Below are 24,063 nucleotides of genomic sequence, written 5' to 3' on the forward strand. Positions count from 1 at the left end.
TGAACAAGGTTTACAAACGCGTTAGCCGAAATAAACAAGAACTACGAATGAGCCCTTGTTATCACGACCATTATCAAAAATAAAACATACGCTACCGGAATCACGACTAGCCAGATGAAAAACAGACGCGAGCCCAGCTCTTTCGCACGCCAAATCCCAATGACACCGACCACCAAACTCAGTACCATGTATTTAGCAAACGAGAACAGCGTCGCGACACTACTCTCCGACGCGCCGCTCGCTCCTAGCATTAGACCTGCACCCACGAATAATAAGGTCACTAAAAAATAACCTAGCACGTGAAATCTAAATCGCATTGCCTTCATCGTATCCATTACTCAACCTCTATTTTTTCATACCATCCGTACCAAAAATCAAGCTCATTTTTAGTATCCCGAACACCGTCCACACGCTTCGTCAACTTCCAATCAGACCACTGAATCGCCGGAAAACGTGTATCCCCACCGCAATTGGCTTCCACATGCGTCACAATGAGAGCGTCCGCATCTTCTAAAAACAGCTGATAAATTTCCGCGCCACCAGTAATGAACACCGTTTTTCCAGCTGCCAATTCCAGTACCGCCTCTTTCGAATGCACCACTTTTGCATCAGGTAATGAATAGCTCTGATCACGCGTCAAAACGATGGTTTCCCGATTCGGCAAAGCTTTTCCAATCGATTCGTACGTTTTACGCCCCATCACAATCGTGTGGCCGTTCGTTTCCTTCTTAAAATGCTGCAAATCAGCAGGCAAGCGCCACGGCATCGTATTGTCCTTGCCAATATAGCCATCCTTGTCCTGCGCCCAAATAAACGTTAACATCGTCGTCCTCCTCAAACTGAAATCGGCGCTTTAATCGCCGGATGCGGATCATAGCCCTCAAGCGTCACATCCGCTACATCAAACTCAAAAATCGATGCCGGTTTATCCGATAAAACAAGCTTTGGCAACGCACGCGGTTCACGTGATAACTGCTCCTTCACCTGCTCAATATGGTTATTATAAAGGTGCGCGTCTCCCATCGTATGCACAAACTCACCAACGCCAAGACCCGTTTCCCGTGCAATCAAATGCGTCAAAAGCGCGTACGAAGCAATGTTAAACGGCACGCCCAGAAAAATATCCGCACTTCGCTGGTACAACTGACAACTAAGTTTCCCATCCGCCACATAAAATTGAAACAGCGTATGACACGGCGGTAACGCCATACTCGGCACATCCTCTGGGTTCCAAGCCGACACAATCAGGCGTCGCGAATTCGGATTCGTCTTAATCATCGCAATCAAATCTGCCAACTGATCAATCGTTTCACCAGTCGACGTCCGCCATTCCCGCCACTGCTTCCCGTAAATATTACCAAGCTCACCGTACTGCGCCGCAAAAGCGTCATCCGCCAAAATCCGCGCCTTAAAGCTCGCCATCTCCTCCAAATAAACCGCCTGAAACGCCGCATCAGATTCCGCACGCAAACCAAAATCCGTCATGTCCGGCCCCGCATAATCCGGGCTCTTCACCCAACGCTCAAACGCCCATTCATTCCAAATATTATTATTATGCTCCAAAAGGTAACGAATATTCGTATCCCCATGCAAAAACCACAACAATTCACTGACCACCAATTTAAAAGGAACACGTTTCGTCGTCATGATTGGGAAACCTTCCGCCAAATCATAGCGCATTTGGTAACCGAACGTACTAATCGTCCCCGTCCCCGTCCGGTCCCCTTTTTGCGTGCCATTCTCCAACACAAACCGCTCCAACTCCAAATATTGCTTCATCCATTCATGCCCCCACTTCTCACTTAATCAGCAAACTGCGACAAATATTCCCAGCGCTCCATCAAACGTTCCAGCTCTGTTTCCGCCTCTAAAAGCGCGCTATTAAGCTCATTCGCCTTCGTAAAGTCCGAACCAACCGTTTCCAAATCCGCGTTAATCGTCGTGATTTTAGCCTCTTGCGCCTCAATCAAACCTTCAATTTCCGCCCACTCACGCTTCTCTTCAAACGTATGCTTGACCTTCTCTTTTGGCTTCTCCTCCACAACAACTTCCTTCTCCGGCTCCATCGCAAACATTTTCGATTTTCCTTTGCGCGACTCATAATCCGTCAAGAAATCACTATACTCGCCCAAATACGTCTCAATTTGGCCAATTCCCGTGAACACGAGCAGTTTCCGAGCAATTTTATCCAAAAAGTAGCGATCATGGCTGACCGTAATAACCGTTCCATTAAACGTCTCCAAATAATCCTCTAAAACCGTGAGCGTCTGCGTATCCAAGTCATTCGTCGGCTCATCCAGCAAGAGTACATTCGGACGCTCCATCAAAATTTTCAACAAGAACAGACGACGCTTCTCGCCTCCCGATAAACTACCGATTTTCTTCCCGTGCGTAATTGGCGGAAACAAAAAACGTTCTAACATATTGGAAACCGACACAACTTCGCCGTCCGATGTTTTCACGACTTCACTCGCTTCTTGCAAGTATGCAATCATCCGCTGATCCGGGTCCATTTCTTCATTTTGCTGCGTATAATAACCGATTCGAACCGTCTGCCCCGTTGAAATTTCACCAGCATCAGGCGTCACGCGACCAGCCAACATATTGAGCAATGTCGATTTCCCAGTCCCGTTATTCCCAGTAATCCCGATGCGTTCCCCAGGCTGAATAATCAAGCTGAAGTCCTGCAAAACATGCTTCTCCGCAAAACGCTTATCCACATTTTCGAGCGTAAATACTTGTTTACCGAGCCGCGACGTCGCAAAATCAAGCTGCAATTCCGTATCGTCCGTCTTCGATTTCACTTTCCCCTCTAAATCCGAGAAGCGATCTTGACGTGCTTTTTGCTTCGTAGAACGAGCTTTCGCACCGCGACGCATCCAAGCAAGCTCTTTGCGATACAAGTTGCGATTCTTCTCGCCTTCACGCATTTCATTTTCCATCCGAATCGCCTTCGACTCCATAAATTTCTCGTAGTTCCCGACGTAGCGGTATGCCGTACCTCGATCAATTTCCAGCATATGATTCGTCACGCGATCCAAGAAATACCGATCATGCGTCACAAGTAAAACCGCACCACGGAACCGATTCAAATAATCCTCCAAGAACCGAATCGACGTAAAATCAAGATGGTTGGTAGGCTCATCCAAAATTAGCAAATCCGGCGTTTCAATCATCACTTTTGCAAGACCTACACGCTTGCGTTGCCCACCAGATAGCGAACCAACTTTTGCCGTCAAATCCGTAATCCCTAAGCGGTCTAAAATTGTTTTCGCATCCGTATTCACATCCCACGCATTTGTCGCATCCATCGCGTGCTGGGCCTCCGTAAACCGATCATGCAGCTTCGTATCATCCGGATCAATCGCCATCTCAAGCAGCACCTGCTCATACTTCCTAACCGCCTGAAGCGCCCGCGTCTCCCCTTGGAAAACTTCCTCCAGTACCGTATGCTCGTCCGTCAAAACTGGATCCTGCGCCAAGAAACCAATCGTGTAATCCTTCGCCTTCGTAATCGCGCCCTTATCGCCTTCTTCCATCCCAGCAATAATCGAAAGCAGCGTCGATTTACCAGTACCATTCACACCGATAACCCCGATACGCTCCCCTTCCGTAATCGCAAACGTCACATCTTCAAAAAGGCTTTTCTCGCCGTATGTCTTCGTCAAATTTTCTACTTTTAATTGTTTCATTACTTCCCATCCATTCCGTATATGTCTCTTCTATTTTAGCGAAGTTTCGGCAACTAAGCAACCAACAAAAAAGCTGGGAAATCCACATTCAGATTCCCAGCTCCTTCTCACCTATAAAATTAGAACAATCCCATCGCGTTTCCTTTTTCATCGACGTCCATATTGAGCGCCGCCGGTTTCTTCGGAAGTCCTGGCATCGTCATCACGTCACCCGTCAAAGCAACGACAAATCCTGCACCAAGTTTCGGAATAAACTCACGAATATGAATCACGAAATCCGTTGGGCGACCAAGCATCGTCGGATCATCCGTCAAGGAATACTGCGTTTTTGCCATACAAATTGGATAGCGATCCCAGCCATATTTCTTGAACTCCGCGATTTGCTTTTGCGCCTTGCTCGAAAGTTCCACGCCACGTCCACCGTAAACTTTTGTAACGATCGCGTTTAATTTCTCTTCCATCGAATCCGCATCATCGTACATCCGCGTGTAGTTCGCTTTGCCACTTTCCACCGCTTCGATGACTTTATCCGCAAGTTCAGCGCCACCAGCACCGCCTTTTTCCCAAACTTCCGTCAAGGAGAACGGGATATCATATTCTTTACAAAGCGCTTCCAGTTGTGCCACTTCCGCATCTGTATCCGTGATAAATTTATTAATCGCGATAACATAAGGAAGTCCAAATTGCGTCACCGTATCCACATGTTTTTGCAAGTTCGCAAAACCTTTAATCAACGCCTTCACATTTTCCTCACCAAGTTCCGTTTTCGCAACACCGCCATGCATCTTAAGCGCACGAATCGTCGCTACAATCACGACACAATCCGGAGCTTTATCAAGCGCTGGTACTTTAATATCAAGGAATTTCTCCGCACCAAGATCCGCACCAAAACCAGCCTCCGTCACGACATAATCCGCTAATTTAAGCGCCGTTTTTGTCGCCGAAATACTGTTACAACCATGTGCAATATTCGCAAAAGGTCCACCATGCACAATCGCCGGCGTGTGCTCTAAGGTCTGTACCAAGTTCGGTTTAAGCGCTTCCTTCAATAATAATGTCAGCGCCCCCTCATAGCCCATTTCACCAACCGTCACAGGCTCACGATCATAATTATAGCCAATCACGATCTCACTCAAGCGATGTTTCAAGTCCTTCAAATCACTCGCCAAGCAAATAATCGCCATAATTTCAGATGCCACCGTAATGTCAAAACCATCTTCGCGCGGCACACCTTGAATCGGTCCACCAAGCCCAACAATGACTTTGCGCAACGCCCGATCATTCAAGTCAACCACGCGTTTCCAAACGATGCGACGTTGATCAATTCTTAGCTCGTTTCCTTGCTGCATATGATTATCGATAAACGCCGACAACGCATTATTTGCCGCCGTTATCGCATGAAAATCACCAGTAAAATGAAGATTAATGTCCTCCATCGGAATAACCTGTGCATAACCGCCACCAGTTGCGCCACCCTTAATACCCATTGTTGGGCCAAGCGATGGTTCACGAAGCGCAATCATTGTTTTTTTCTTTTTCGCGAGAGCGTCCCCTAATCCAACCGTCACCGTCGATTTACCCTCGCCAGCAGGTGTTGGATTGATTGCCGTCACCAGTACCAGCTTGCCATCCTCTTTGTTCACAAGCGAGTGAATCGTATCATAGCTCAGTTTCGCCTTGTACTTACCGAACAACTCCAATTCCTCTACACTTAATCCAATTGCCTCTGCAACCTCTGTGATTGGTTTGATTTCTGCTACGGATGCGATTTCAATGTCAGACTTTACTTTGTTTGCCATTTAAATTCCCCTCTCATATGTAACTATTAAAAAATCCCTGAAAATGCCTTGCACACCGACAAATACTTGCCAACACACAATGTAACGGCTTTCTTTTTGTTGCACCGGAAATAAACCGGCTTAGTACTAGTCTTGAGCCTTCTACAAAAATTGCGCGTAAAAGCCATTAGCACTGACAGGAAATCTTTTCAAAAAATTAATCTTCTGGATATCGCGACACATGCTGCATTCCTTGAAGTTTAGCAAGGGCATCCGGGTTTTCTTCAAAGAACTGGACGACATCCCCAATTCGGTTAATCGAGTTCCAGCTCAAATGATGCTCAATTCCTTCCACATCTTCATAAATGCGCGCCTCTTCCACACCAATAATCCCAAGAAAATTCTCAAGCAACGCGTGCCGTTCCAGCAATCGTTTCCCAATCGTTTTCCCCTTTGGCGTTAAAATTAAGCCACGATATTTCTCATAAACCAGATATTCATCCTTATCCAGTTTCTGAACCATTTTTGTAACAGAAGACGGATGCACTAAAAGCTCCTCCGCAATATCTGATACTCGAGCATAACCTTTGGATTCAATCAATGAATAGATTTTCTCGATATAGTCTTCCATGCTTGGTGTTGGCATTTCATTTTCCTCCAACCTTGATTTCTTTCACCTCTCCATTCTAACATACCCTGCCAGAATTCGCCTCTCCAAAGGGTTCAATTTTATGAAAAAAAGCAAATCAATGTAAACGCTTTAGAAACAACTTGACGTAGCCACAGCCACAGGTTTATTATTAACGTATCATACTCGCTTGTCTCCACCCCTTGCCGTATGAAAAAAGGTCTACTCTAGTTTCTCTCACTAGCCATTTGACCAAACTTAGGAGGAATTCATTCGATGCAAAATGGAAAAGTAAAATGGTTCAGCAATGAAAAAGGTTATGGTTTTCTAGAGATCGAAAACGGCGAGGACATCTTCATCCACTTCACCGCAATCCAAGGAGACGGCTACAAAACACTCGACGAAGGACAAAGCGTTACCTTTGAAGTTGTGGAAGGCAATCGCGGCCCCCAAGCCACAAACGTAAAGAAATTGGGTTGAGCATACGCCAATGAATCGGCGACAAGCGCTCGTATTGTTGGGGCTGTTCGAAATGAAATGAGTTACAGCCCCAATATGCATGAGAGCAAAGCGAGCATGTAATCCTTCCCGGCTGTTCGAAATGAGTTATGCCTATAAGCATCGCGGATAGGCGGTCCTTCATTATATTTAGAACAAGGATGCGGAACATCTTTGCGGTTCTGCTACACAAGAGCCGTTTCGCTTAACTTCTTGCATGGTCGAGGAAACTACCCTCTCCCTGCTTTCAGTCATCACATACACCAGCATGCTCCGCTTTGTTGTGGTTCTTTGAAGCAAAGCGAATTAGAACCTCAATATGCAAAGGAATGGAATGAGTTTGTCATCCTCGCTCCGCCAAACTTATGGAATACAAACGCTTTCGCTCGATTTGTGTAAAGCAGAATTTAGAGCCTACCCGGGAATGACAAGTTCGAGGCTCCATCTTACTTTGAGTTATATCTCGGTATTTTATACATATAGGAGGTCATATTTTGGAAATTTATGTGGATGGTGCCAGTGCTGGTAATCCGGGGCCAAGTGGTATTGGTATCGTGATTACAGCAGATGGAACCCATGAACAAATAAGTATTCCGCTCGGCATTTTGAGCAATCATGAGGTAGAATTTATCGCTATCAAAACCGCACTCACAAAAGCTATTCCTTATAATCCAACTTTTATTCGCCTCTACTCCGATTCAAAAGTCGCCATCGATGCAATTGAAAAACGCTATGCAAAAAATCCTCTATTTCAGCCACATTTAGATACAATCCTTCAGCTGATAGACTCGATCGACCTCTTCTTCATTCAGTGGATTCCCAGCGCTTCTAACAAGAAAGCGGATGATTTGGCACGCCAAGCTATCCAGAAGAGTAAGAAGAAGTCGCTCTAATCATTTCCTATGAATCAAATTATTTATTGCTCTTGCGAAACGCCCATAAGCAAAGTACTAAGCCCGAAAGAACCATAGCAACATCGCCTTTTGTCGTGTCGCCAGTGCTTGGTAGTTTTCTTGGTGAAGTAGCAGGTGTCGTTGGCTTTTCTGTCTCAGGTTTGGCCGGAGTTGCTGGCACCTTGATTACTTTTGATGGCGGCTCGTTGTTTTTTGGTGGTTCTGGCGTATTTTCTGGCTGCTTCGGTGGATTTCCTCCGTTATTTGGCGGCGTTACTGGTGGATCAACTGGTGGCACGATAATCTGTTTCGCTTTCTTTTGATTCAGTTTCTCGACTTCCACACTGTCTGTATTTGCAAACACGATTTGGAACGCGACAGGCTCTACGTCTAACTCATAGCCATCTGGAGCTGATGTTTCGATGAATTGATAGTCCCCTGGCAATAAATTCGACACGATGATTTGTCCAGGTGCATCCGTTTTAAGTCCTGTTTGAATAACAAGCCCATCTGCTCGCTTCAGGGTAAATGTTGCGCCCTCTAATACATCCTTCGTTTCCTTATCTCGTTTTGTCAGAATAACCGATCCAGTCATCGCCTTGTTCGGCACAGTCACTGTAACTTCCTGGCTTTCTGTGTTTGAAAAAGTAATCTCTTTCGTCTCGCTAGAAAGTAGATAGCTCGCTGGAGCCGCCGTTTCAGTCAATGTGTACGTGCCAGGAATGACATCCGCAAAAATCAGATTCCCATCCTGGTCGGTCGTCCCAGTTAACGTCACATTCGGATCCTCTTTTGAAGTCAATTCGAACGCAGCTCCGGAAAGTTTTGCTCCGGTTTCCTCGTCTACTTTTTGAACGACAAGTTTGCCTCGAATTAACTTCTCATTTTTAGCCCATAAAGCAATCGTTTGGTAAGAACTCTCTGTCACCGTGAATGGGATAGGCGTCGCATCCAGTTTATAACCGTCTGGTGCTTGCGTCTCCACCAACTGATAATCCCCAGGTGCCAAGCCGTGCAAAGCTAATTTCCCATCGGTGTTCGTTGCTCCTGTATGCAATGTTTTCCCGCCGCTATTGACAAGTTTAAACTCCGCGCCAGATAAAACTTTTGTCGCATCATCTTTATCCACTTTATTCAACACGATTTCCCCACTGATTTTCTTCGTTTGCACAACATTAGAATCGTAATACTCACCGTGTAGCATAATCGAAGCACTATTTGGTACAGAATCTCCGGTCGCAAGTTTGCTTGGATCGACGTTAAAAGCAAGTCTTCTGCCCTCGCCAATAGGGATATCTTTCTTCACCGTAATCGTCAACGTGTTGTTATTTTCCTGAATATCGAGCGTGCCATCTGCATCATCCACTATATTTTTGTACGTAAGTCGGCTATCTAACTTATCGACAAACGTTTGGCCTGCCTTGATTGTTCCGGTAATCGCATTCAAAGTCAAGGTGTACTGCAGATTCTTATCGTTCACCGTCACGATTTTCTTGTCGACCTCTTTTTTCAAGACTTTGTTAAAATTCGCATCGCCATCAATGCGCAAGGTGCTACTACTAGATTTCGTAAATTCATTACTCGTCATCGTCGCTGTATTCAAGTAAGTGTCATAAATGTGCGTCACACTCACTTTATACTCGATAAGAAACATATCATCTTTTGCAATATGATCGAAATATACCGTTAACTTTTGCGATGCCGCATCAAATTGAATGTCATTTGCATATTTTGATGTCACATAGGTACGATTTCCGTTCGAATCATACTTAATAATACGAATCCCGTCCACCATAGATTTATCCGTCGCGTCAACACCTGAGGTCAGCGCAGGATTAGGATCGACTTGAAGCCCATCTGGCATGGTATCTGTGATAATGACATTATTTAGTTCTACATTCTTATAAATATTGAGCGCCAGTTGGAACACATTATATTGCGATTCCACAGGGTCAAGAAGGCTTATCCCATCTTTATCAACACTTGAATGCCACCACTTCTCAAAAAGCGTCGGCGTCCCAATTTGCTGTGGCTGTATTTGTAACGTTTGTACGACCTCTTGCCCAGCGTATGTTGCTTTAAAAATTTGATCTGGAGAAACCGTCGTATCCGCGCGCATTAACACGGCTTGGAAAGATATCGAAAAGGAAGCCGACCAAGCCTTGCCGACATTGAAACTAGCATCCGGCTTCACATAAATCAAAATATGCGTCGGATCTGTCGTTTTATCTGTATGGTCATACGTAAAAGCATCACTATTTAATTCCGTCAAATTCCCTGCCGAATAAATCTCTTTTGGAATACTGACTTCAATCAACCCATTTTCATCTACAATCGCGTCTGCCGAAGCATTCAGCGTAAAATTCATTGTTACTTTTCCCGAGCTGACAATCGGATTGTCATGTACTTGCATGCTTAATTTAAATTTCCCATTACTAGCGCCTACCTTTGTGACAGAAGTATCAGCCTTCGTTGTTGCACCTAATAAAACGCTACTTGCAATCAAAATAATCGCCATAACATATATAAATTTTTTCATCTCGCATCTCCTCTTAAGTATTATATATTATTTAGAAAGAAAATTGTAACAATAATCTGTCCTGCTGAAAGAAAATCACCCCTTCAAGAATTTATCCTCTCATTTCATCGATGTTCCTCCTTTTCCATCTAGCTGGTTTCGCTATTTAGTCTATCATAGGCAAATTCTTTTTCCTAGTCCGTTTTTTTACGTTTTGACACAAAAAATGTTAAAATTTATTGCATCTTGAAACAGCTTCGTATTATGCTGGATTTACTACAAAAAAACCTTGCATCTCTGCAAGGCGTCTACTTTTTATAACATAATATCTCGTCGTAAAGATTTCAACCCATACTTTTCTACAACATCGATGGCTTCTGGTAATAAGCCGCGATACACACACTGCGCGATATCAAACTCTAACGGTACACTCGTATGAATCTCGGCTAACTGCCTAGATAAGCGCAGCATCTCCAAGTCTTCTTTCAATTTCGTCTGCTGCCCAGGTTTTAACTCATCCACATGTGCTAAAATACCATCAATTGTCTCATATTGCTGAATCAATTTTAAGGCGGTCTTCTCACCGATGCCACGAACGCCTGGATAACCATCGCTCGTATCGCCCATCAACGCCTTCACATCAATAAACTGCGTTGGCGTAATGCCCCACTCCTCAACAAAAGCCGCCTCATTATACTGCTTATAATTCCCGTATCCTTTTTGCAAAATCCATACATCATTCGTTGGCGCGATAAGCTGCAATAAATCTTTATCCCCGCTCAAAACCGTCGTATCGATACCCGTTCCAGCCATTTTCACCGTCACCGTACCAATACAATCATCCGCCTCAAAACCAGGCACACCAACGTTAATAAAGCCAAACGAAGCCGCGACTTCCTTCACTAAATCGAATTGTGGCATCAACTCTTCCGGTGGCGCTTTACGCTCCGCCTTATATCCGCTGTAAAGCTCATTGCGAAACGTCTGCGAACCCATATCCCAACAAATAAGCGTGTGCGTCGGGTTATTTTGATCGATCGCCGCAAAGAGATGCTTCATAAATCCTTGCACACCATTCGTCGGTACACCGTGTTGATTGACCATGAATTGCTTCGAAACCGCCGTCGCAAAAAAAGCACGGAATAATAAAGCCATGCCGTCCACGACTAATAAATTATCTTTTTGATTCGTCATTTTCGTTCCCCCTAGATTTTCTATGTAAGTCCTTATTATACCATAGAAATCCCCGGTGAACGAACGCTACAAATCAACACGCGCAGGTTCAGTTATATCTTTTTCCTTACGATGCGGAATGATGTTAAAAATAATATTCAAAACAATCGCCGTGATACTTCCAGCCACAATCCCATTGCTCGTAAACAATTGAATGAAGTCCGGCAACACTTTGAAAAGATCCGGAACAACCGTCACGCCAAGCCCGACACCGACCGAACAAGCGATAATCAACAAATTCTCCTGTGACGTAAAATTAACCTTGCCAAGCATCTTAATCCCTTGCGCGACAACCATACCAAACATCGCAACCATCGCCCCACCAAGCACCGGCGTCGGAATAATCGTCGTAATCGCGCCCACTTTTGGCAACAAGCCTAGCACAATCAAAATCCCCGCCGTCACGTAGATCACTTTTCGCGTTTTAATGCCCGACAACTGCACTAAACCAACATTTTGCGAATAAGCCGTATACGGAAACGTATTAAAAATACCGCCTAACACAATCGCCAAGCCCTCTGCCCGATATCCTTTTGTCAAATCCGATTTTTCCAATTTTCGCTTCGTAATATCAGAAAGCGCAAAATAAACACCCGTCGATTCGACCATACTCACGAGCGCGATCAAAATCATCGTCAAAATCGCCGCCCAGTTAAAAGTCGGCATCCCAAAATAAAACGGCGTAGGCACATGAAACATCGGCGCATCCACAACAGGTTGCATCGAAATACCGCGATAAATAGCCGCGAACACCGATCCAGCAACGAGTCCAATCAACACCGCAATCGCCTTACTAAAGCCACGTCCAAAACGATACACCAAAATAATCACGAACAACGTCCCAAATCCAAGCCCCAAATTATAGAGCGAACCAAAATCCGCCGCACCTTGTCCACCAGCCAAATTATTAATCGCCACCGGAATCAGCGTCAACCCGATAATTGTGACAACCGATCCCGTCACAACCGGCGGAAAGAATCGCACAACCATCGAGAAAAACGGCGCAATCAGGACAACAAAAATCCCTGAAACAATAATCGATCCGTAAATCGCACCTATCCCATACTGCTCACCAATCAAAATAATCGGCGCAATCGCTTGAACCGCACAGCCCAAAACAACCGGCAATCCAATGCCAAAAAAGCGATTCATCGTTAACTGCAAAAGCGTCGCAATCCCGCACATAAAAATATCAATCGAAACCAAATAAGTCATCTGCGCACTCGTAAAGCCAAGCGCACCACCAATCAAAAGCGGCACAATAACCGCTCCCGCATACATCGCTAATACATGTTGAAAACCAAGTGCCACAATTCTCCCTTTTCCTAACATCGCGCTACTCCCCCTTCACAAAACGAATTTGCTCATTTTCTAAAGAGGCAATCCGCGCTAAGGAATAAATCGGATAACCCGTTTTTTCAAGTAATGCTCGGCCTTGCTGGAACGATTTTTCAATCACGATACCAATCCCGACGACTTCCGCTTCCGCCTGTTCTGCCACTTCCAACAATCCCAGAACCGCCTGCCCATTCGCTAAAAAATCGTCAATAAGTAGAATTTTATCCGCCTTACCTAAGAAATTTTTCGACACTGAAATATCGTTCGTCTCTTGTTTTGTGAAGGAATAAACACTACTCGTATATAAATTTTCCGTTAATGTTAATGATTTTTTCTTTCTCGCAAAAACAACAGGAATCCCTAACTCGAGTCCCGCAAAAACAGCTGGCGCGATGCCCGAAGACTCAATCGTCACTATTTTTGTAATGCCAAGATTCCGAAACCGATCGGCAAATTCTTTTCCAACGGCCTGCATTAACACAGGATCAATTTGATGATTCAAAAAAGAATCGACTTTTAATACGTTACCAGGCAGCACGGTACCTCGATTTTTGATATGTTCTTCTAATAATTTCACAGCTTGATGACCCCTCTCTAATTTAAAGAGCGCGGGAACTAAAAAAACGCCCACCACTCATACTAATAATGAGAAGTAGACGTAAAAAGGCAGCAACAGTCGCCACCTTCCTTATAAAACGTTACTCTCACTCATAGTCCAGTCATTTACGGTAACTGGGTAGAAACTTGCTGTCCATATCACAGCCTTTATATAAGTGATCTTTCGTGGTACAAAGCAGGAGCTCTGAAACCGCCATATAATCTAGTTATTCCATTATTATAGCCTTCAACAAATCCTGGGTCAACCTTATTTTTAGATGAAAACGCTTTTCACGCCTCATTTAATTTGTAAATAAAATCGTAGCGGTCATTTAGAAGCTGAATCAAGTAATCCGGATTTAAGCCTTCACCCGTCGTATCCTTTAAAATTTCCAGCGGTTTTTTCAGCATTCCGTACTGATGCACATGCTCCGTCAACCATTCGCGAATCGGCGAATAATCATCGCTCGCCAGAATTTCCGACACATTTGGAATCTCCTTAGAAAGCGTGGCAAACAGTTGCGCCGCATACATATAACCGAGCGCGTACGACGGGAAGTATCCGAAATCGCCGCCAGACCAGTGAATATCCTGCAATATACCATCCGCATCCGATTCTGGACGAACACCTAAATACGCTTCATATTTATCATTCCACGCATCACGCAACTCATCCACACCAATTTCGCCGTTCATAATCGCCTTTTCAAGCTCATAACGAATCATGATATGCAGCGGGTACGTCAACGTGTCCGCCTCAATCCGAATCAACGAACTCTCCGAAAGATTCACCGCACGATAAAATTCCTCAACTGAAACATCATCAAACGCAGGCGCCGTAATCTCTTGGAAATCCTTATAATTACTCTGCCAAAATTCAAAACTCGAACCTAGGATAATCTCATAAAATAGCGACTGCGACTCATGAATCCCCATGGAAGCACCATTCGCAAGCGGCGTCCCAACCAGTTTCGGACTGATATTCTGCTCATAAATCGCGTGCCCACCTTCGTGAATAATCCCAAATACCGCCATTTTAAAATTCGCTTCATCGTAACGCGTTGTAATCCGCACATCCCCAATATTGAGCCCCGTCGCAAATGGATGAACCGTATCATCCAAGCGCCCAGCCTCAAAATCAAAGCCCATTTTCGTCAAAATACGCTCGCTAAATTCTTTTTGTTTCGCTTTTGACACCCGTTTATGCAGCAACGTCCCATCAGGCTGGTAACTCGCGGCCTCTACTTTTTTGCGCAGCGTCAAAATCGCTTCTCGAAGCTTCGCGAAAACATCGTCCAATACCGCCACTGTCATCCCCGGTTCATATTGATCAAGCAACGTATCATAAGGATTATCCTGATATCCCCAATACTCCACAAATTGACGCTTACTCGCGATGATTTTCTCCAAATAAGGCTTAAATGAATCATAGTCATTGTTCGCACGTGCCGTTGTCCAAACTGTCTCAGCCTGCGCCACCAATTTCGTATACGCCTCATATTCGTTCGCCGGAATTTTTTTATTCAAATCGTATTCTTTTTTGCACGCTTCCAACGATCGGCGCGTCACATCAGACAAATCCGCTTTTTCTACCCAAAGACCCGCGATAAAAGCCGCCATTTCCTCCGAAACCTTCATTTTGAAAATTTCACCACTCAGCGTACCAATCACTTCCGAGCGTTGCGTCGCGCCTTTTTCCGGTGCACCAGTTCGCAGATCCCAATAAACTAAGCTAAGCGCCTCTTCAAACGCACTGATTTTCTTCACATAATCCAAAAATTCCTGTTCTAGTTCTTGTAAACTCTCCGACATCCTGATTCCCCGCTTTCTTTAATCTTTACGTGGCGGTCTTGGTCCCCAATATTGGTACAAATCCGTCCGCAAATACCCATTATATAGTTTGCGTTTCTTCGTCGCTCGTTTTGCATACACTTCCTCAAACATTTCATAACTCGTCAACACATACACCGACCACGTTGGCATATTGCGATACACCGCGCGCATTTCACGATACAGTTCACGAACCGATTCCTCATCTTCCAAACGTTCCCCATACGGCGGATTCGCAACGATAACACCGTACTCTTTTTCCGTCGTAAAATCAGCCACTTGCATCTGCTTGAACTCAATCACATCTTCCAGTCCGGCCTCAAACGCATTCTGCTCCGAAATCTCAATCATTCGGTGGTCAATATCCGTCCCAGTAATATCTAATGGTTGCTCATGATTCGCCGCAGCTTCTGCCTCTGCACGCGCCTCTTTCCAAATATCCGCAGACATCCAATCCCACGATTCACACACAAAATCCCGACGCAAACCAGGCGCGATATTCCGTCCAATCCAAGCCGCCTCAATCGGAATCGTCCCAGAACCACAAACCGGGTCATAAAACGGACGATCCGGATGCCAACTCGTAAGCAAAACAAGCGCCGCAGCCATCGTTTCCTTTAGCGGAGCACCACCTTGCCCAACACGATAACCACGTTTATGTAAACCAGCACCACTCGTATCAAGCGTAATTGTCACTTCATCCTTTAAAATCGAAACCTCCAACTTAAAAAGAGCACCCGACTCCATCAAACGTCCCTGCCTGCGGTACTTCTCGCTCAAACGGCTCACAATCGCTTTTTTCGTAATCGCTTGGCAATTCGGCACACTAAACAATGTCGATTTCACCGATTTCCCAGCAACCGGAAAATTAGCATCCAAAGGCAAAAAATCTTCCCATGGTAGCGCCTTCGTTTGCTCAAATAAATCATCAAAAGTCGTCGCAGTAAAACGCCCCACAACAATTTTCACACGATCCGCCACACGAAGCCATAAGTTCGCCTTCGCAATCGCCATTTCGTCCCCTTTAAAATACACTTTGCCATTATCAACTTCACACTCATAGCCGAGTCGACGCACCTCTTTTGCCACAATCGCCTCGAGCCCAGCCGCAGCTGTTGCTACTAATTCAAATTCCCTCATAATCGCCATCCTCACCTCATTAATATCTAAAAAAAGAGCCATTCCAAAAGGCACACGCTCCTAGTCACACACATGGTGCACTAAGTTATGGCATCTCTTAGCATAAGAAATCCGCCATACGTCCGACTTTGAAACAGCCCTCACTTTTTTAATTCATCCTGAAAATAGCGTTTTGTAAGCCATGTTCTGTACTTCTGTGATTACAGGATCACACAAAAGCGGTAATTATCTATCTGCACATAGCGGTGAAGCTATGTACCTCGTCCCTCGTTGTTATTCCTCGGGAAAAGTGCCCCTACCAATATTTGGGTTTCTCGCTCGTGGGGTTTACCTCGTTCCACTTCCACCATTTCTGATGAAACTTCGTCACTGTGGCACTTTCAAGGTTCGAACACCTTATCCGAAGACTTAGGTGCGTCACCTGCCGTCAAACCGGTAATCCGGAGTGCCCTGGCTTATTGTTTCACCAGGCACGATCACTACGGGCAATTTCAGCACCGTGCGAGCATGGACTTTCCTCTGTTTTCATAGGGAAAACAGCAATTACCCAAACGCTACCTCAATCATTCTATCACGTTTATTGGTTGTCGTCTAGCTTATTTCCAAAAACATGTTTTTCGAGATTGCTCAGTCGTTTTAGAATATCGAAATTCGTCGTTCCAGCAGGCTGCGTTGTTTGTTGAAAACTCGGTGCCACAACTGCTTTCGGAGCATCCTCTAATTCAGAACGAAGACGCAAGTTCTCTTGTTGTAGAGCCTCAATTTCTTGTGAAAAAGTACTGTAATCATTAATAACTTTATCTAGAAATTCATCTACATCTTCCGGATTATAACCACGAAGACCTGTTTTAAATTCTTTTTCTAAAATCTCTTTACCAGTCAAATTATATTCAAATTGTTCAGAAGCCATTTAACTTCACCTCTATATCTAGTTTCTGTATGCTAACGTCGCTTCAGCGTGTCGGAAAATACTCATCTTCGTCGTTAAAAGTTCCGTTCCAATGCTCACATACACTAGTATGCTCCACGTTGGTACTCGCTTTTGCCTAGAATCTAAGCATTTTCCGACACGCTGAATCCTGGAAAACACTCATCTTCGTCGTTAAAAGTTCCGTTCCAATGCTCACATACACTAGTATGCTCCACGTTGGTACTCGCTTTTGCCTAAAATCTAAGCATTTGCCGACACGCTGAGGGTTGGAGCTACGAATCAAATATCGCAAAAAATATTTATCACCTAGCGTTACTTTACGTTACATATCTCCATTTTTTCAAAGTTCGGCGCATTTGTCAATTTATAATCCTTCATTTCCTAAAAAAGACACTTAAAAGTCAGCGTTGAGCGATTCTACTACTTCTTGTAACTCATAAAAATCAATCAACAAAATCGGATAGTCACCGTTCTCCGCGTATACCTTTGCTTTTTCATAGAAGAATTTAGGCGCCCCCTCACGCTCCGTATCATAGACAAGCAACGTCCCATCCGTGTGATCCAGCACGAACTGGTCCTTCAATTGAAACTGCCGCGGATTCTCATACTCCCGCTTCGTCACAGCCGCCACATAGTCCGCCGCGCCAACAATCTCATTATACCACAACTGATTGCCCTCATTCCAATTACTTTCCTGATTCAAAAACGGCGTCAAAACCGCTAATTTCAACGCATATTCTTCTTTTTTAAGCTCGGCTACCACTTCACCAGCCCACAGTTCCACACCCATTTGCCCCGAAATAATCACCCATTCCAAGCCATCATCCATCAGCCCAATCAGCCGCCGCTTCATCGCCTCCTTGATAAATCCCGCTTCTGGCGCATCCCGCTTAAAAATGCCTAATTCAAAATTCTTATAGCCCGACACAAAAATCGATTTCATGGTGCCTTCTCCAATACGCGTTTCAACGTATATTCCACCGACTGATAATGATCGTTAAAATGCTTATAAAACGATTTCCCGTTAAACGCACTGACCGCAATCATCTGAATATTGTCCGCCACTTGTTGCAACTGGGCCTCTCCAAGGTATGTCGGACGCGCCGTATTCACCCACGGAATCACGAGCGCTAGCCAAGCATCACACGTTTCCTTGACCCCATCCACAAACGGCTTCATATCCTTATAAAAATCAAATACCTGCTGTTCAGTTCGATTCGAAAGATAAAGTTCCCAAATAGCCTCATTATGACGCAACATTTCTATCGTTAAATCCTTCATTTCACTCATAAAAAACCAATTCCTTCTATATAAAAGTATGAGAACAGCATACCATATTTGATGGCAAACGCCTACTTTTCTAATGAGTAACGTATTAAAATTCACAGTGAAATCCCTGAAACTAAAAAAATATTGATTTTTTTCTGAGCCACACAACCCGATGCGAAGGTACGTTCTGTCTTGGTTTTCAGCGATTTTCCAAATACGCACAACAACCGCATAGGCAGATTTCCCCTATCATTTTCGTTTATATTTGTTATAATAGGTGTTAGTCCAAATTAAGAATGGCGAGTTCTGCCGTTCGATCGATTTAAAAGAGGTGAATCATAGATGGCCATACGATATCCAAATGGAAAAAAGTATCAGCCCAATACACCTACCGCCTCCAACGCACAAAAAAAGACGGTCTCTTACGGAAAACGCGGCATGTCACTCGAGCAAGATCTCAATGACACAAACGCCTACTATTTAACCCATGGGCTCGCCGTCATCCACAAGAAACCAACCCCTGTGCAAATCGTCGGTGTTGATTACCCAAAAAGAAGTAGCGCAAAAATAAAGGAAGCCTACTTCAAAACACCATCAACCACGGACTACAACGGTGTTTATCAAGGAAAGTATATTGACTTTGAAGCAAAGGAGACCAAAAATACAAGCTCATTTCCTCTTAGTAACTTTCATCAACATCAGTTAACACATATGGAAGGCGTCCAGAAGCAAGACGGTATCGTTTTTGTTATCATCGCTTTTCAAACACTTGGTGAGGTCTATCTCATCCCCTTTGAACATTTCCAGCCATTTTGGCAACGAATGCTTGACGGTGGGAGAAAATCAGTGACCCTTCAAGAATTAAAAGACGTAGCGGACCAGATTCCTTATGGTCTAAATCCGAGGCTAGACTATTTAAGCATCATTAGAAAGCATTATTTCTAAATCAGTCAACCCCTCAACATTAAAGGAGAGAAATTTTCTATGGCAGATAAACCGCAGACAAGATCTCAGTACCGCAATAGCCAAGCAAAACAACCTGAGACGAAGAAACCAACTGGGAAAGGTAAACGTATCACTGGAAATGTTGTCAAAGTGGTATTCTTCACCGCACTCTTTCTCGCATTTGCAGGCATTGCTGGTGGCGCAACCGCATTTTATTCGTATGCAAAAGAAGCGCCAAAACTGACAGATTCCAAATTGCGTGACCCTCTTTCATCTAAGATTTTAGATAAAAATGGAGATGTCTATGCAGAAATCGGTAAAGAACGCCGGGAATATATTGAGTATAAAGATATCCCAAAACAGCTAGAAAACGCAGTTCTATCAACGGAAGATTCCCGCTTTTACGAGCATAATGGAATGGACCCGATACGACTTGCGAGTGCGGCAGTCGGCAATATCACAGGCGGCTTTGGTTCCCAAGGTGCTAGTACGTTGACACAGCAAATCATTAAGATGTCCTACCTAGATTACACAAACAAAACGCTTGATCGTAAAGCACAAGAAGCGTGGATGGCAGTGCAACTTGAGCAAAAATACAGCAAACACGAACTCCTAGAAATTTACATCAATAAAGTATACCTATCCGACGGCATCCATGGTATGGAAACAGCCGCCGAACATTACTATGGCAAAAAACTAAAAGACTTAAATTTAGCACAAACAGCCCTAATTGCTGGTATGCCTCAAAGTCCGAACCGTTTTAATCCATTTGAAAATCCTGATTTAGCGAAAAAACGTCGCGATATCGTTTTGACATTAATGTATAACAACGATAAAATCTCGAAATCCGAAATGGAAGCTGCTCAATCGGTTGCCATTACAGACGGATTAGTAGATGAAGCGACACGTAAGCAAAAAACATACGCTTATGATACGTATGTCGATCAAGTTATCGATGAGATTGGTGACAAATACAATCCGTTTACAGATGGTTTAACAATCTATACAGCTCTCGATCCAGATGCCCAAAAGTATACGGAAAAAATGTTAAATACGAATGAGGTTATTAACTACCCAGACGCGAAATTCCAAGCTGGGGTTGTTATCATGGATACGGAAACCGGTCGTGTACAAGCCCTTGGTGGTGGACGCGAAACTGCTGGCACTAAGAAAATATCGCGTGGACTGAACCGTGCAACCGATATTAAACGCCAACCCGGTTCTACCATGAAACCTATTTTAGGTTATGCGCCAGCTATTGAGTACCTAGACTGGTCTACAGCTCATATTTTCAATGATGCCCCTTATCAATATTCAAGTGGTCAAGAATTGCGAAACTATGATTCTGGTTATCTAGGAGAAATTTCGATGCGTCATGCGCTTTATTCCTCTCGTAACATCCCTGCCGTAAAAGCTTCCAAAGAAGTAGGCTACGATCGTGCACGGGATTTTGCGAACAATCTTGGGTTGAACTATAAAGAAGTCTATGAATCAACGGTAATTGGTAGTGGTGAAGCTTCCCCTATCCAGATGGCAGGTGCTTATGGTGCATTCGGTAATGGCGGTGTCTATAACAAGCCACATACGGTTACCAAGATTCTCCTTTCAGATGGCGAAACAGAAGTGAATATGGAGCCTGAATCTGTTGTAGCGATGAAAGCATCAACAGCCTACATGATTAGCGATATGCTAAAAGACGTTCTCACAAAAGGTACTGGTACGCGAGCAAACATCCCTGGTTGGAATATTGCCGCGAAAACAGGTACAACCAACTATGATGAAAGCGTCCGTATCAAAAATGGCATTCCAAGTGATGGTACACCCGATTCATGGTTTGTCGGCTACTCCCCTCGTTACACGGTATCGATTTGGACTGGCTATGACGAACCGAACAAGTACTACCTATCACCGAGTGAAACACGCATTGCAGCCTATATGTTTAAAGCAACCATGGAACATCTCGTTTCCGGTGAGAAAAATCCAGACTTCAAAAAACCTAGCAATGTGAATGAGATTCCGATTATCGTTGGAAGTAATCCAATCACACGTGCAGGATCTGGCGCAAGCGGCGGAAATATCTCGTATGAACTATTCTTAGACGGTACGATTCCAACCAAATCAGCGGCTGAGAAGAAAACAGAGACGAAAACTGACGAGAAAACTGACGCTGAAAAAGAAGCTGAAAGAAAAGCAGCAGAAGAAAAAGAGAAAAAAGAGAAAAAAGAGAAAGAAAAATCCGAAGCAGACAAGCAAAAAGAACAACAAGAAGCTGAGAGAAAAGCGACAGAAGAAGCCGAGAGAACGGCGTTACAAGCACCAGCAGGTTTAAATGGCTCATATAATGCGGCCAATAAAACAATCTCCGCAAGTTGGGCATCCAATGGACCCGGCGTCACATACGATGTTAGTGTCAACGGACAAACTCAGAACTATGGTGTCACATCTATCACGGTAAGTGGCGGATCACCAGGCTCGAGCGTTGTCATTATGGTTGTACCAGTGAAGGACGGCAAACGCGGTTCACCAGCGACAACAACCATTACCATTCCACCTGATCAAACACAGCAAGATACACCTGCAACGGATGGAACTGGCACGGACGGCACACAAAACAATACAACACCGCCACCGGCCAACTAAAATAGCTTGCGACCACTCTGCATATTGCAGAGTGGTTTTTTTATGCAACAAAAAAACGCATTCCAATTTGAAATGCATTTCTTTGTTAAGTCAGTCCTTTCAAAGCTAGCTTCCTCTGCTCCTGTACCAACTCATTCAACTGTTTAAAAGCTGGATATCCACCTGACTTTCCCATAACAAAAGCTAACCGCTCCTGCAAGTTCATCGGAATAAGTTCCAACGTCTCGATATGCTTGTCCAACTCATTTAACTGCACAGGCCTCTCATTGCTCCAAAAAAGCATGGAAAGGTAAATACCTAATCCGTCACGAATAATCGACATATCAGGCTCCTCACGCAATTTAAAAGATGCATCTAACTCTTGCGCAATATTTCGCCACTGTTTTGCCATGCGTCTGCACGCTTGTCCTGGGTCCGTGTGCCAAGGCATCTCTCCCCGCCCGCGCGTATAAAAAAGTTGCTCCTGCCAAAACGGTAACCCTGTCACAAAAATCGATGCTTCGTCTATTTCTTCGACCGCAACATGTGGCGTTTTAAATAAAGGATGTTCCAATTCTTTTGCATACTGAAAATCAGCCATCAAATCCTCTCGCTTTCGCTTGTTTTTTACCTTCTCGGCAAAGGTATAGGAGCGGACATGTAGAGCATTCTGGAGTTCTTGCCTTACAGTGATAACGTCCAAAGAAAATCATATCATGATGCGCATCTGACCACATTTCTTTTGGCAGTTTTCGCATCAATGTATTTTCGACTTCGACCACGGAATCTTTCCACCGGCAAATACCCAATCGTTTAGAAACGCGTTCTACATGTGTATCAACAGCAATCGCTGGAACTCCAAAACCCACGGAGAGCACAACGTTCGCGGTTTTGCGTCCCACACCAGGCAAGCTCTCCAACTCCGCATGCGTCTCTGGTACCTGCCCGCCAAACTCATCCAGAATTTTTCGAGACAGTGCTTGGATATTCTTTGCCTTATTCCGATATAGACCAATCGACCGTATATCATTTTCCAGCTCTTCCACCGGGACTTGGATATAATCCTCAGGTCCATGGTATTTCTCAAAAAGTGATGCAGTTACGCGGTTGACCAAAATATCGGTACACTGCGCAGAAAGTACCACAGCGACCAGTAATTCAAATGTATTCTTATGCTCGAGTTCACAGTGGGCAGCAGGAAACATGTCTGCCATTGTCTCGATGCACATCACGGTTTGCTTGTTCGTTAGCATATGTTCACCCTTTTCTCTTATCTAGCCAATCATAGAGCGGAATCGAATTCTCACTTTTCTTTACCCTCGTCACGTTGCTTTTATCCGATGTATTACCTGCCACTTGCTCATGAAAAGCAGCGGAAGCCACACGTGCCTGCTCCGGCGTTTTGATGTTTTTACGATTCCAATTGAGTAAAATTCGATCCATATAGCGAAAACTCAATTTTTGCGAGAGTACAGCTTCTCTCAGAGCCTCCCGAATCAACTCCGGGCTATTATGATCCTGATCCACCCAAGCAGACAACATTTCCGCCTCCATCGGGGATAACGGACGTCCGAACTCCTTCTCAAACTGCGAATACAAACTCATTTGCTCCGTCTCACGCGACATCATTTTTTGTTCTTGATGCAGATTCTCGAAAAAAAGCATCAGTTTTTCCCAAAGCGGATCCAGCGCATAGCTCTCCGTATAGACTTGCTCACCTTCATTCACTTGTGTAATCATGACAAGCTGTTTGTTAACGAGCGCCTGAATAATTCGAAAAGCCTGTTCCGTACTAAATGTTGTTCGCCCGGCGATTTCTTCCATCGATGGAAAATAGATTCCTTTTTCAAGAAAGGACTGCAGCTGTAAAACAACGACAAACTCCTGCTCATTCATGCCGATTTTAGCGTAGTTCTCGACTAATACTTGCGGTAACGTCACATTTCCCGCGGCTAACCATTTTTGCATTATTTTATTATCCATCATGAAACACCTCATTAGAAATTATACCATGAAAAACGAGGGAAACGTGATGAAAAAACCTTTTTGGGAGAGTTTTTGTGTTTTTGACTTGCCTTGGTAGGATTTTAGCAATATAAAAACAGCCAGAACGCCGCAAAAACGAATTTTGTGGGTACTGGCTGTTTTTATAAT

The 24,063-nt window shown here is 44.3% G+C and carries 22 protein-coding genes, 1 other RNA gene and 1 riboswitch; of the genes, 4 read left to right on the top strand and 19 right to left on the bottom strand.

The genetic code is table 11. From position 1 onward, the window contains the following. Positions 1-41: 41 nt before the first annotated feature. From DUK53_RS03265 to mntR, 6 genes are all read right to left on the bottom strand, one after another. Positions 42-335 carry a hypothetical protein gene (locus DUK53_RS03265; protein WP_036130809.1) on the bottom strand — a complete coding sequence of 98 codons (294 nt, stop codon included), beginning with the start codon at positions 333-335 and terminating at the stop codon, positions 42-44. Continuing rightward, positions 335-823 carry a dihydrofolate reductase gene (locus tag DUK53_RS03270; RefSeq protein WP_036130807.1) on the bottom strand — a complete coding sequence of 163 codons (489 nt, stop codon included), beginning with the start codon at positions 821-823 and terminating at the stop codon, positions 335-337. The genes DUK53_RS03265 and DUK53_RS03270 overlap by 1 nt, the downstream gene beginning before the upstream one ends. Before the next feature lie 11 nt (positions 824-834). Next, a complete protein-coding gene (locus tag DUK53_RS03275) occupies positions 835-1,779 on the bottom strand; it encodes a thymidylate synthase (protein ID WP_036130805.1) in 945 nt (314 codons plus the stop codon). A 23-nt stretch (positions 1,780-1,802) separates the two neighbouring features. Then, a complete protein-coding gene (locus DUK53_RS03280) occupies positions 1,803-3,692 on the bottom strand; it encodes an ABC-F family ATP-binding cassette domain-containing protein (protein ID WP_036130804.1) in 1,890 nt (629 codons plus the stop codon). A gap of 119 nt (positions 3,693-3,811) precedes the next feature. Then, positions 3,812-5,491 (bottom strand): formate--tetrahydrofolate ligase, encoded by a 1,680-nt coding sequence (locus DUK53_RS03285; RefSeq protein ID WP_036093501.1) that lies wholly within the window; start codon positions 5,489-5,491, stop codon positions 3,812-3,814. Positions 5,492-5,687: 196 nt separating this feature from the next. Next, positions 5,688-6,116, bottom strand: coding sequence for a transcriptional regulator MntR (gene mntR, locus DUK53_RS03290; protein WP_036078370.1), 429 nt, complete (start codon positions 6,114-6,116; stop codon positions 5,688-5,690). Between the two features lie 258 nt (positions 6,117-6,374). On the opposite strand from mntR, the gene DUK53_RS03295 reads away from it, so the two are divergent. Both DUK53_RS03295 and DUK53_RS03300 read left to right on the top strand, forming a co-directional pair. Next, positions 6,375-6,578, top strand: coding sequence for a cold-shock protein (locus DUK53_RS03295; protein WP_036093504.1), 204 nt, complete (start codon positions 6,375-6,377; stop codon positions 6,576-6,578). A gap of 512 nt (positions 6,579-7,090) precedes the next feature. Next, a complete protein-coding gene (locus DUK53_RS03300; protein ID WP_077917905.1) occupies positions 7,091-7,489 on the top strand; it encodes an RNase H family protein in 399 nt (132 codons plus the stop codon). A gap of 19 nt (positions 7,490-7,508) precedes the next feature. Here the strand turns inward: DUK53_RS03300 and DUK53_RS03305 are convergent, their stop codons facing one another. The 10 genes from DUK53_RS03305 to DUK53_RS03350 form a co-directional block, all read right to left on the bottom strand. Continuing rightward, positions 7,509-10,028: an MSCRAMM family protein gene (locus DUK53_RS03305; RefSeq protein ID WP_036130802.1), complete on the bottom strand. Its 2,520-nt coding sequence runs from the start codon at positions 10,026-10,028 to the stop codon at positions 7,509-7,511. Between the two features lie 294 nt (positions 10,029-10,322). Beyond that, entirely contained in the window at positions 10,323-11,201 is an 879-nt protein-coding gene (locus DUK53_RS03310) for a 5'-3' exonuclease (RefSeq protein WP_036130800.1), read from the bottom strand. 66 nt (positions 11,202-11,267) lie between these two features. After that, complete coding sequence (locus DUK53_RS03315) at positions 11,268-12,572, bottom strand: nucleobase:cation symporter-2 family protein (RefSeq protein WP_036130798.1); 1,305 nt, start codon at positions 12,570-12,572, stop codon at positions 11,268-11,270. Positions 12,573-12,576: 4 nt separating this feature from the next. Beyond that, the gene (locus DUK53_RS03320) at positions 12,577-13,155 is read right to left on the bottom strand and encodes a xanthine phosphoribosyltransferase (protein ID WP_036130795.1); all 579 of its coding nucleotides are present in this window, start codon (positions 13,153-13,155) and stop codon (positions 12,577-12,579) included. A gap of 114 nt (positions 13,156-13,269) precedes the next feature. Next, positions 13,270-13,371: riboswitch (purine riboswitch) on the bottom strand. 95 nt (positions 13,372-13,466) lie between these two features. Further along, complete coding sequence (locus DUK53_RS03325) at positions 13,467-14,987, bottom strand: carboxypeptidase M32 (protein ID WP_036130793.1); 1,521 nt, start codon at positions 14,985-14,987, stop codon at positions 13,467-13,469. A gap of 18 nt (positions 14,988-15,005) precedes the next feature. Then, the gene (locus tag DUK53_RS03330) at positions 15,006-16,145 is read right to left on the bottom strand and encodes a THUMP domain-containing class I SAM-dependent RNA methyltransferase (protein WP_036131377.1); all 1,140 of its coding nucleotides are present in this window, start codon (positions 16,143-16,145) and stop codon (positions 15,006-15,008) included. Positions 16,146-16,315: 170 nt separating this feature from the next. Further along, positions 16,316-16,700: RNase P RNA component class B (gene rnpB / locus DUK53_RS03335), an RNA gene on the bottom strand. A gap of 22 nt (positions 16,701-16,722) precedes the next feature. Further along, the gene (gene gpsB / locus DUK53_RS03340) at positions 16,723-17,055 is read right to left on the bottom strand and encodes a cell division regulator GpsB (RefSeq protein WP_036093514.1); all 333 of its coding nucleotides are present in this window, start codon (positions 17,053-17,055) and stop codon (positions 16,723-16,725) included. 415 nt (positions 17,056-17,470) lie between these two features. Next, complete coding sequence (locus DUK53_RS03345) at positions 17,471-18,019, bottom strand: SLOG family protein (protein ID WP_036130790.1); 549 nt, start codon at positions 18,017-18,019, stop codon at positions 17,471-17,473. Then, positions 18,016-18,357, bottom strand: coding sequence for a YppE family protein (locus tag DUK53_RS03350; protein WP_376700853.1), 342 nt, complete (start codon positions 18,355-18,357; stop codon positions 18,016-18,018). The genes DUK53_RS03345 and DUK53_RS03350 overlap by 4 nt, the downstream gene beginning before the upstream one ends. Positions 18,358-18,687: 330 nt before the next feature. Here DUK53_RS03350 and recU point away from each other — a divergent pair, with 330 nt between their 5' ends. Both recU and DUK53_RS03360 read left to right on the top strand, forming a co-directional pair. Further along, positions 18,688-19,290, top strand: coding sequence for a Holliday junction resolvase RecU (recU, locus tag DUK53_RS03355; protein ID WP_036093523.1), 603 nt, complete (start codon positions 18,688-18,690; stop codon positions 19,288-19,290). A 39-nt stretch (positions 19,291-19,329) separates the two neighbouring features. Continuing rightward, positions 19,330-21,930 (top strand): transglycosylase domain-containing protein, encoded by a 2,601-nt coding sequence (locus tag DUK53_RS03360; RefSeq protein WP_081964413.1) that lies wholly within the window; start codon positions 19,330-19,332, stop codon positions 21,928-21,930. A gap of 85 nt (positions 21,931-22,015) precedes the next feature. Here the strand turns inward: DUK53_RS03360 and DUK53_RS03365 are convergent, their stop codons facing one another. The 3 genes from DUK53_RS03365 to DUK53_RS03375 are packed head-to-tail and all read right to left on the bottom strand — an operon-like array spanning position 22,016 to position 23,892. Beyond that, complete coding sequence (locus DUK53_RS03365; protein WP_036093525.1) at positions 22,016-22,510, bottom strand: YpoC family protein; 495 nt, start codon at positions 22,508-22,510, stop codon at positions 22,016-22,018. Next, entirely contained in the window at positions 22,503-23,162 is a 660-nt protein-coding gene (gene nth, locus DUK53_RS03370; RefSeq protein WP_036093528.1) for an endonuclease III, read from the bottom strand. Before nth ends, DUK53_RS03365 begins: the two co-directional genes overlap by 8 nt. Before the next feature lie 4 nt (positions 23,163-23,166). Next, positions 23,167-23,892: a DnaD domain-containing protein gene (locus DUK53_RS03375; RefSeq protein ID WP_036093758.1), complete on the bottom strand. Its 726-nt coding sequence runs from the start codon at positions 23,890-23,892 to the stop codon at positions 23,167-23,169. Positions 23,893-24,063: the final 171 nt, after the last annotated feature.

Origin of the sequence: Listeria sp. SHR_NRA_18, from assembly GCF_003856515.1 — a bacterium.
Lineage (GTDB): Bacteria > Bacillota > Bacilli > Lactobacillales > Listeriaceae > Listeria_A > Listeria_A newyorkensis.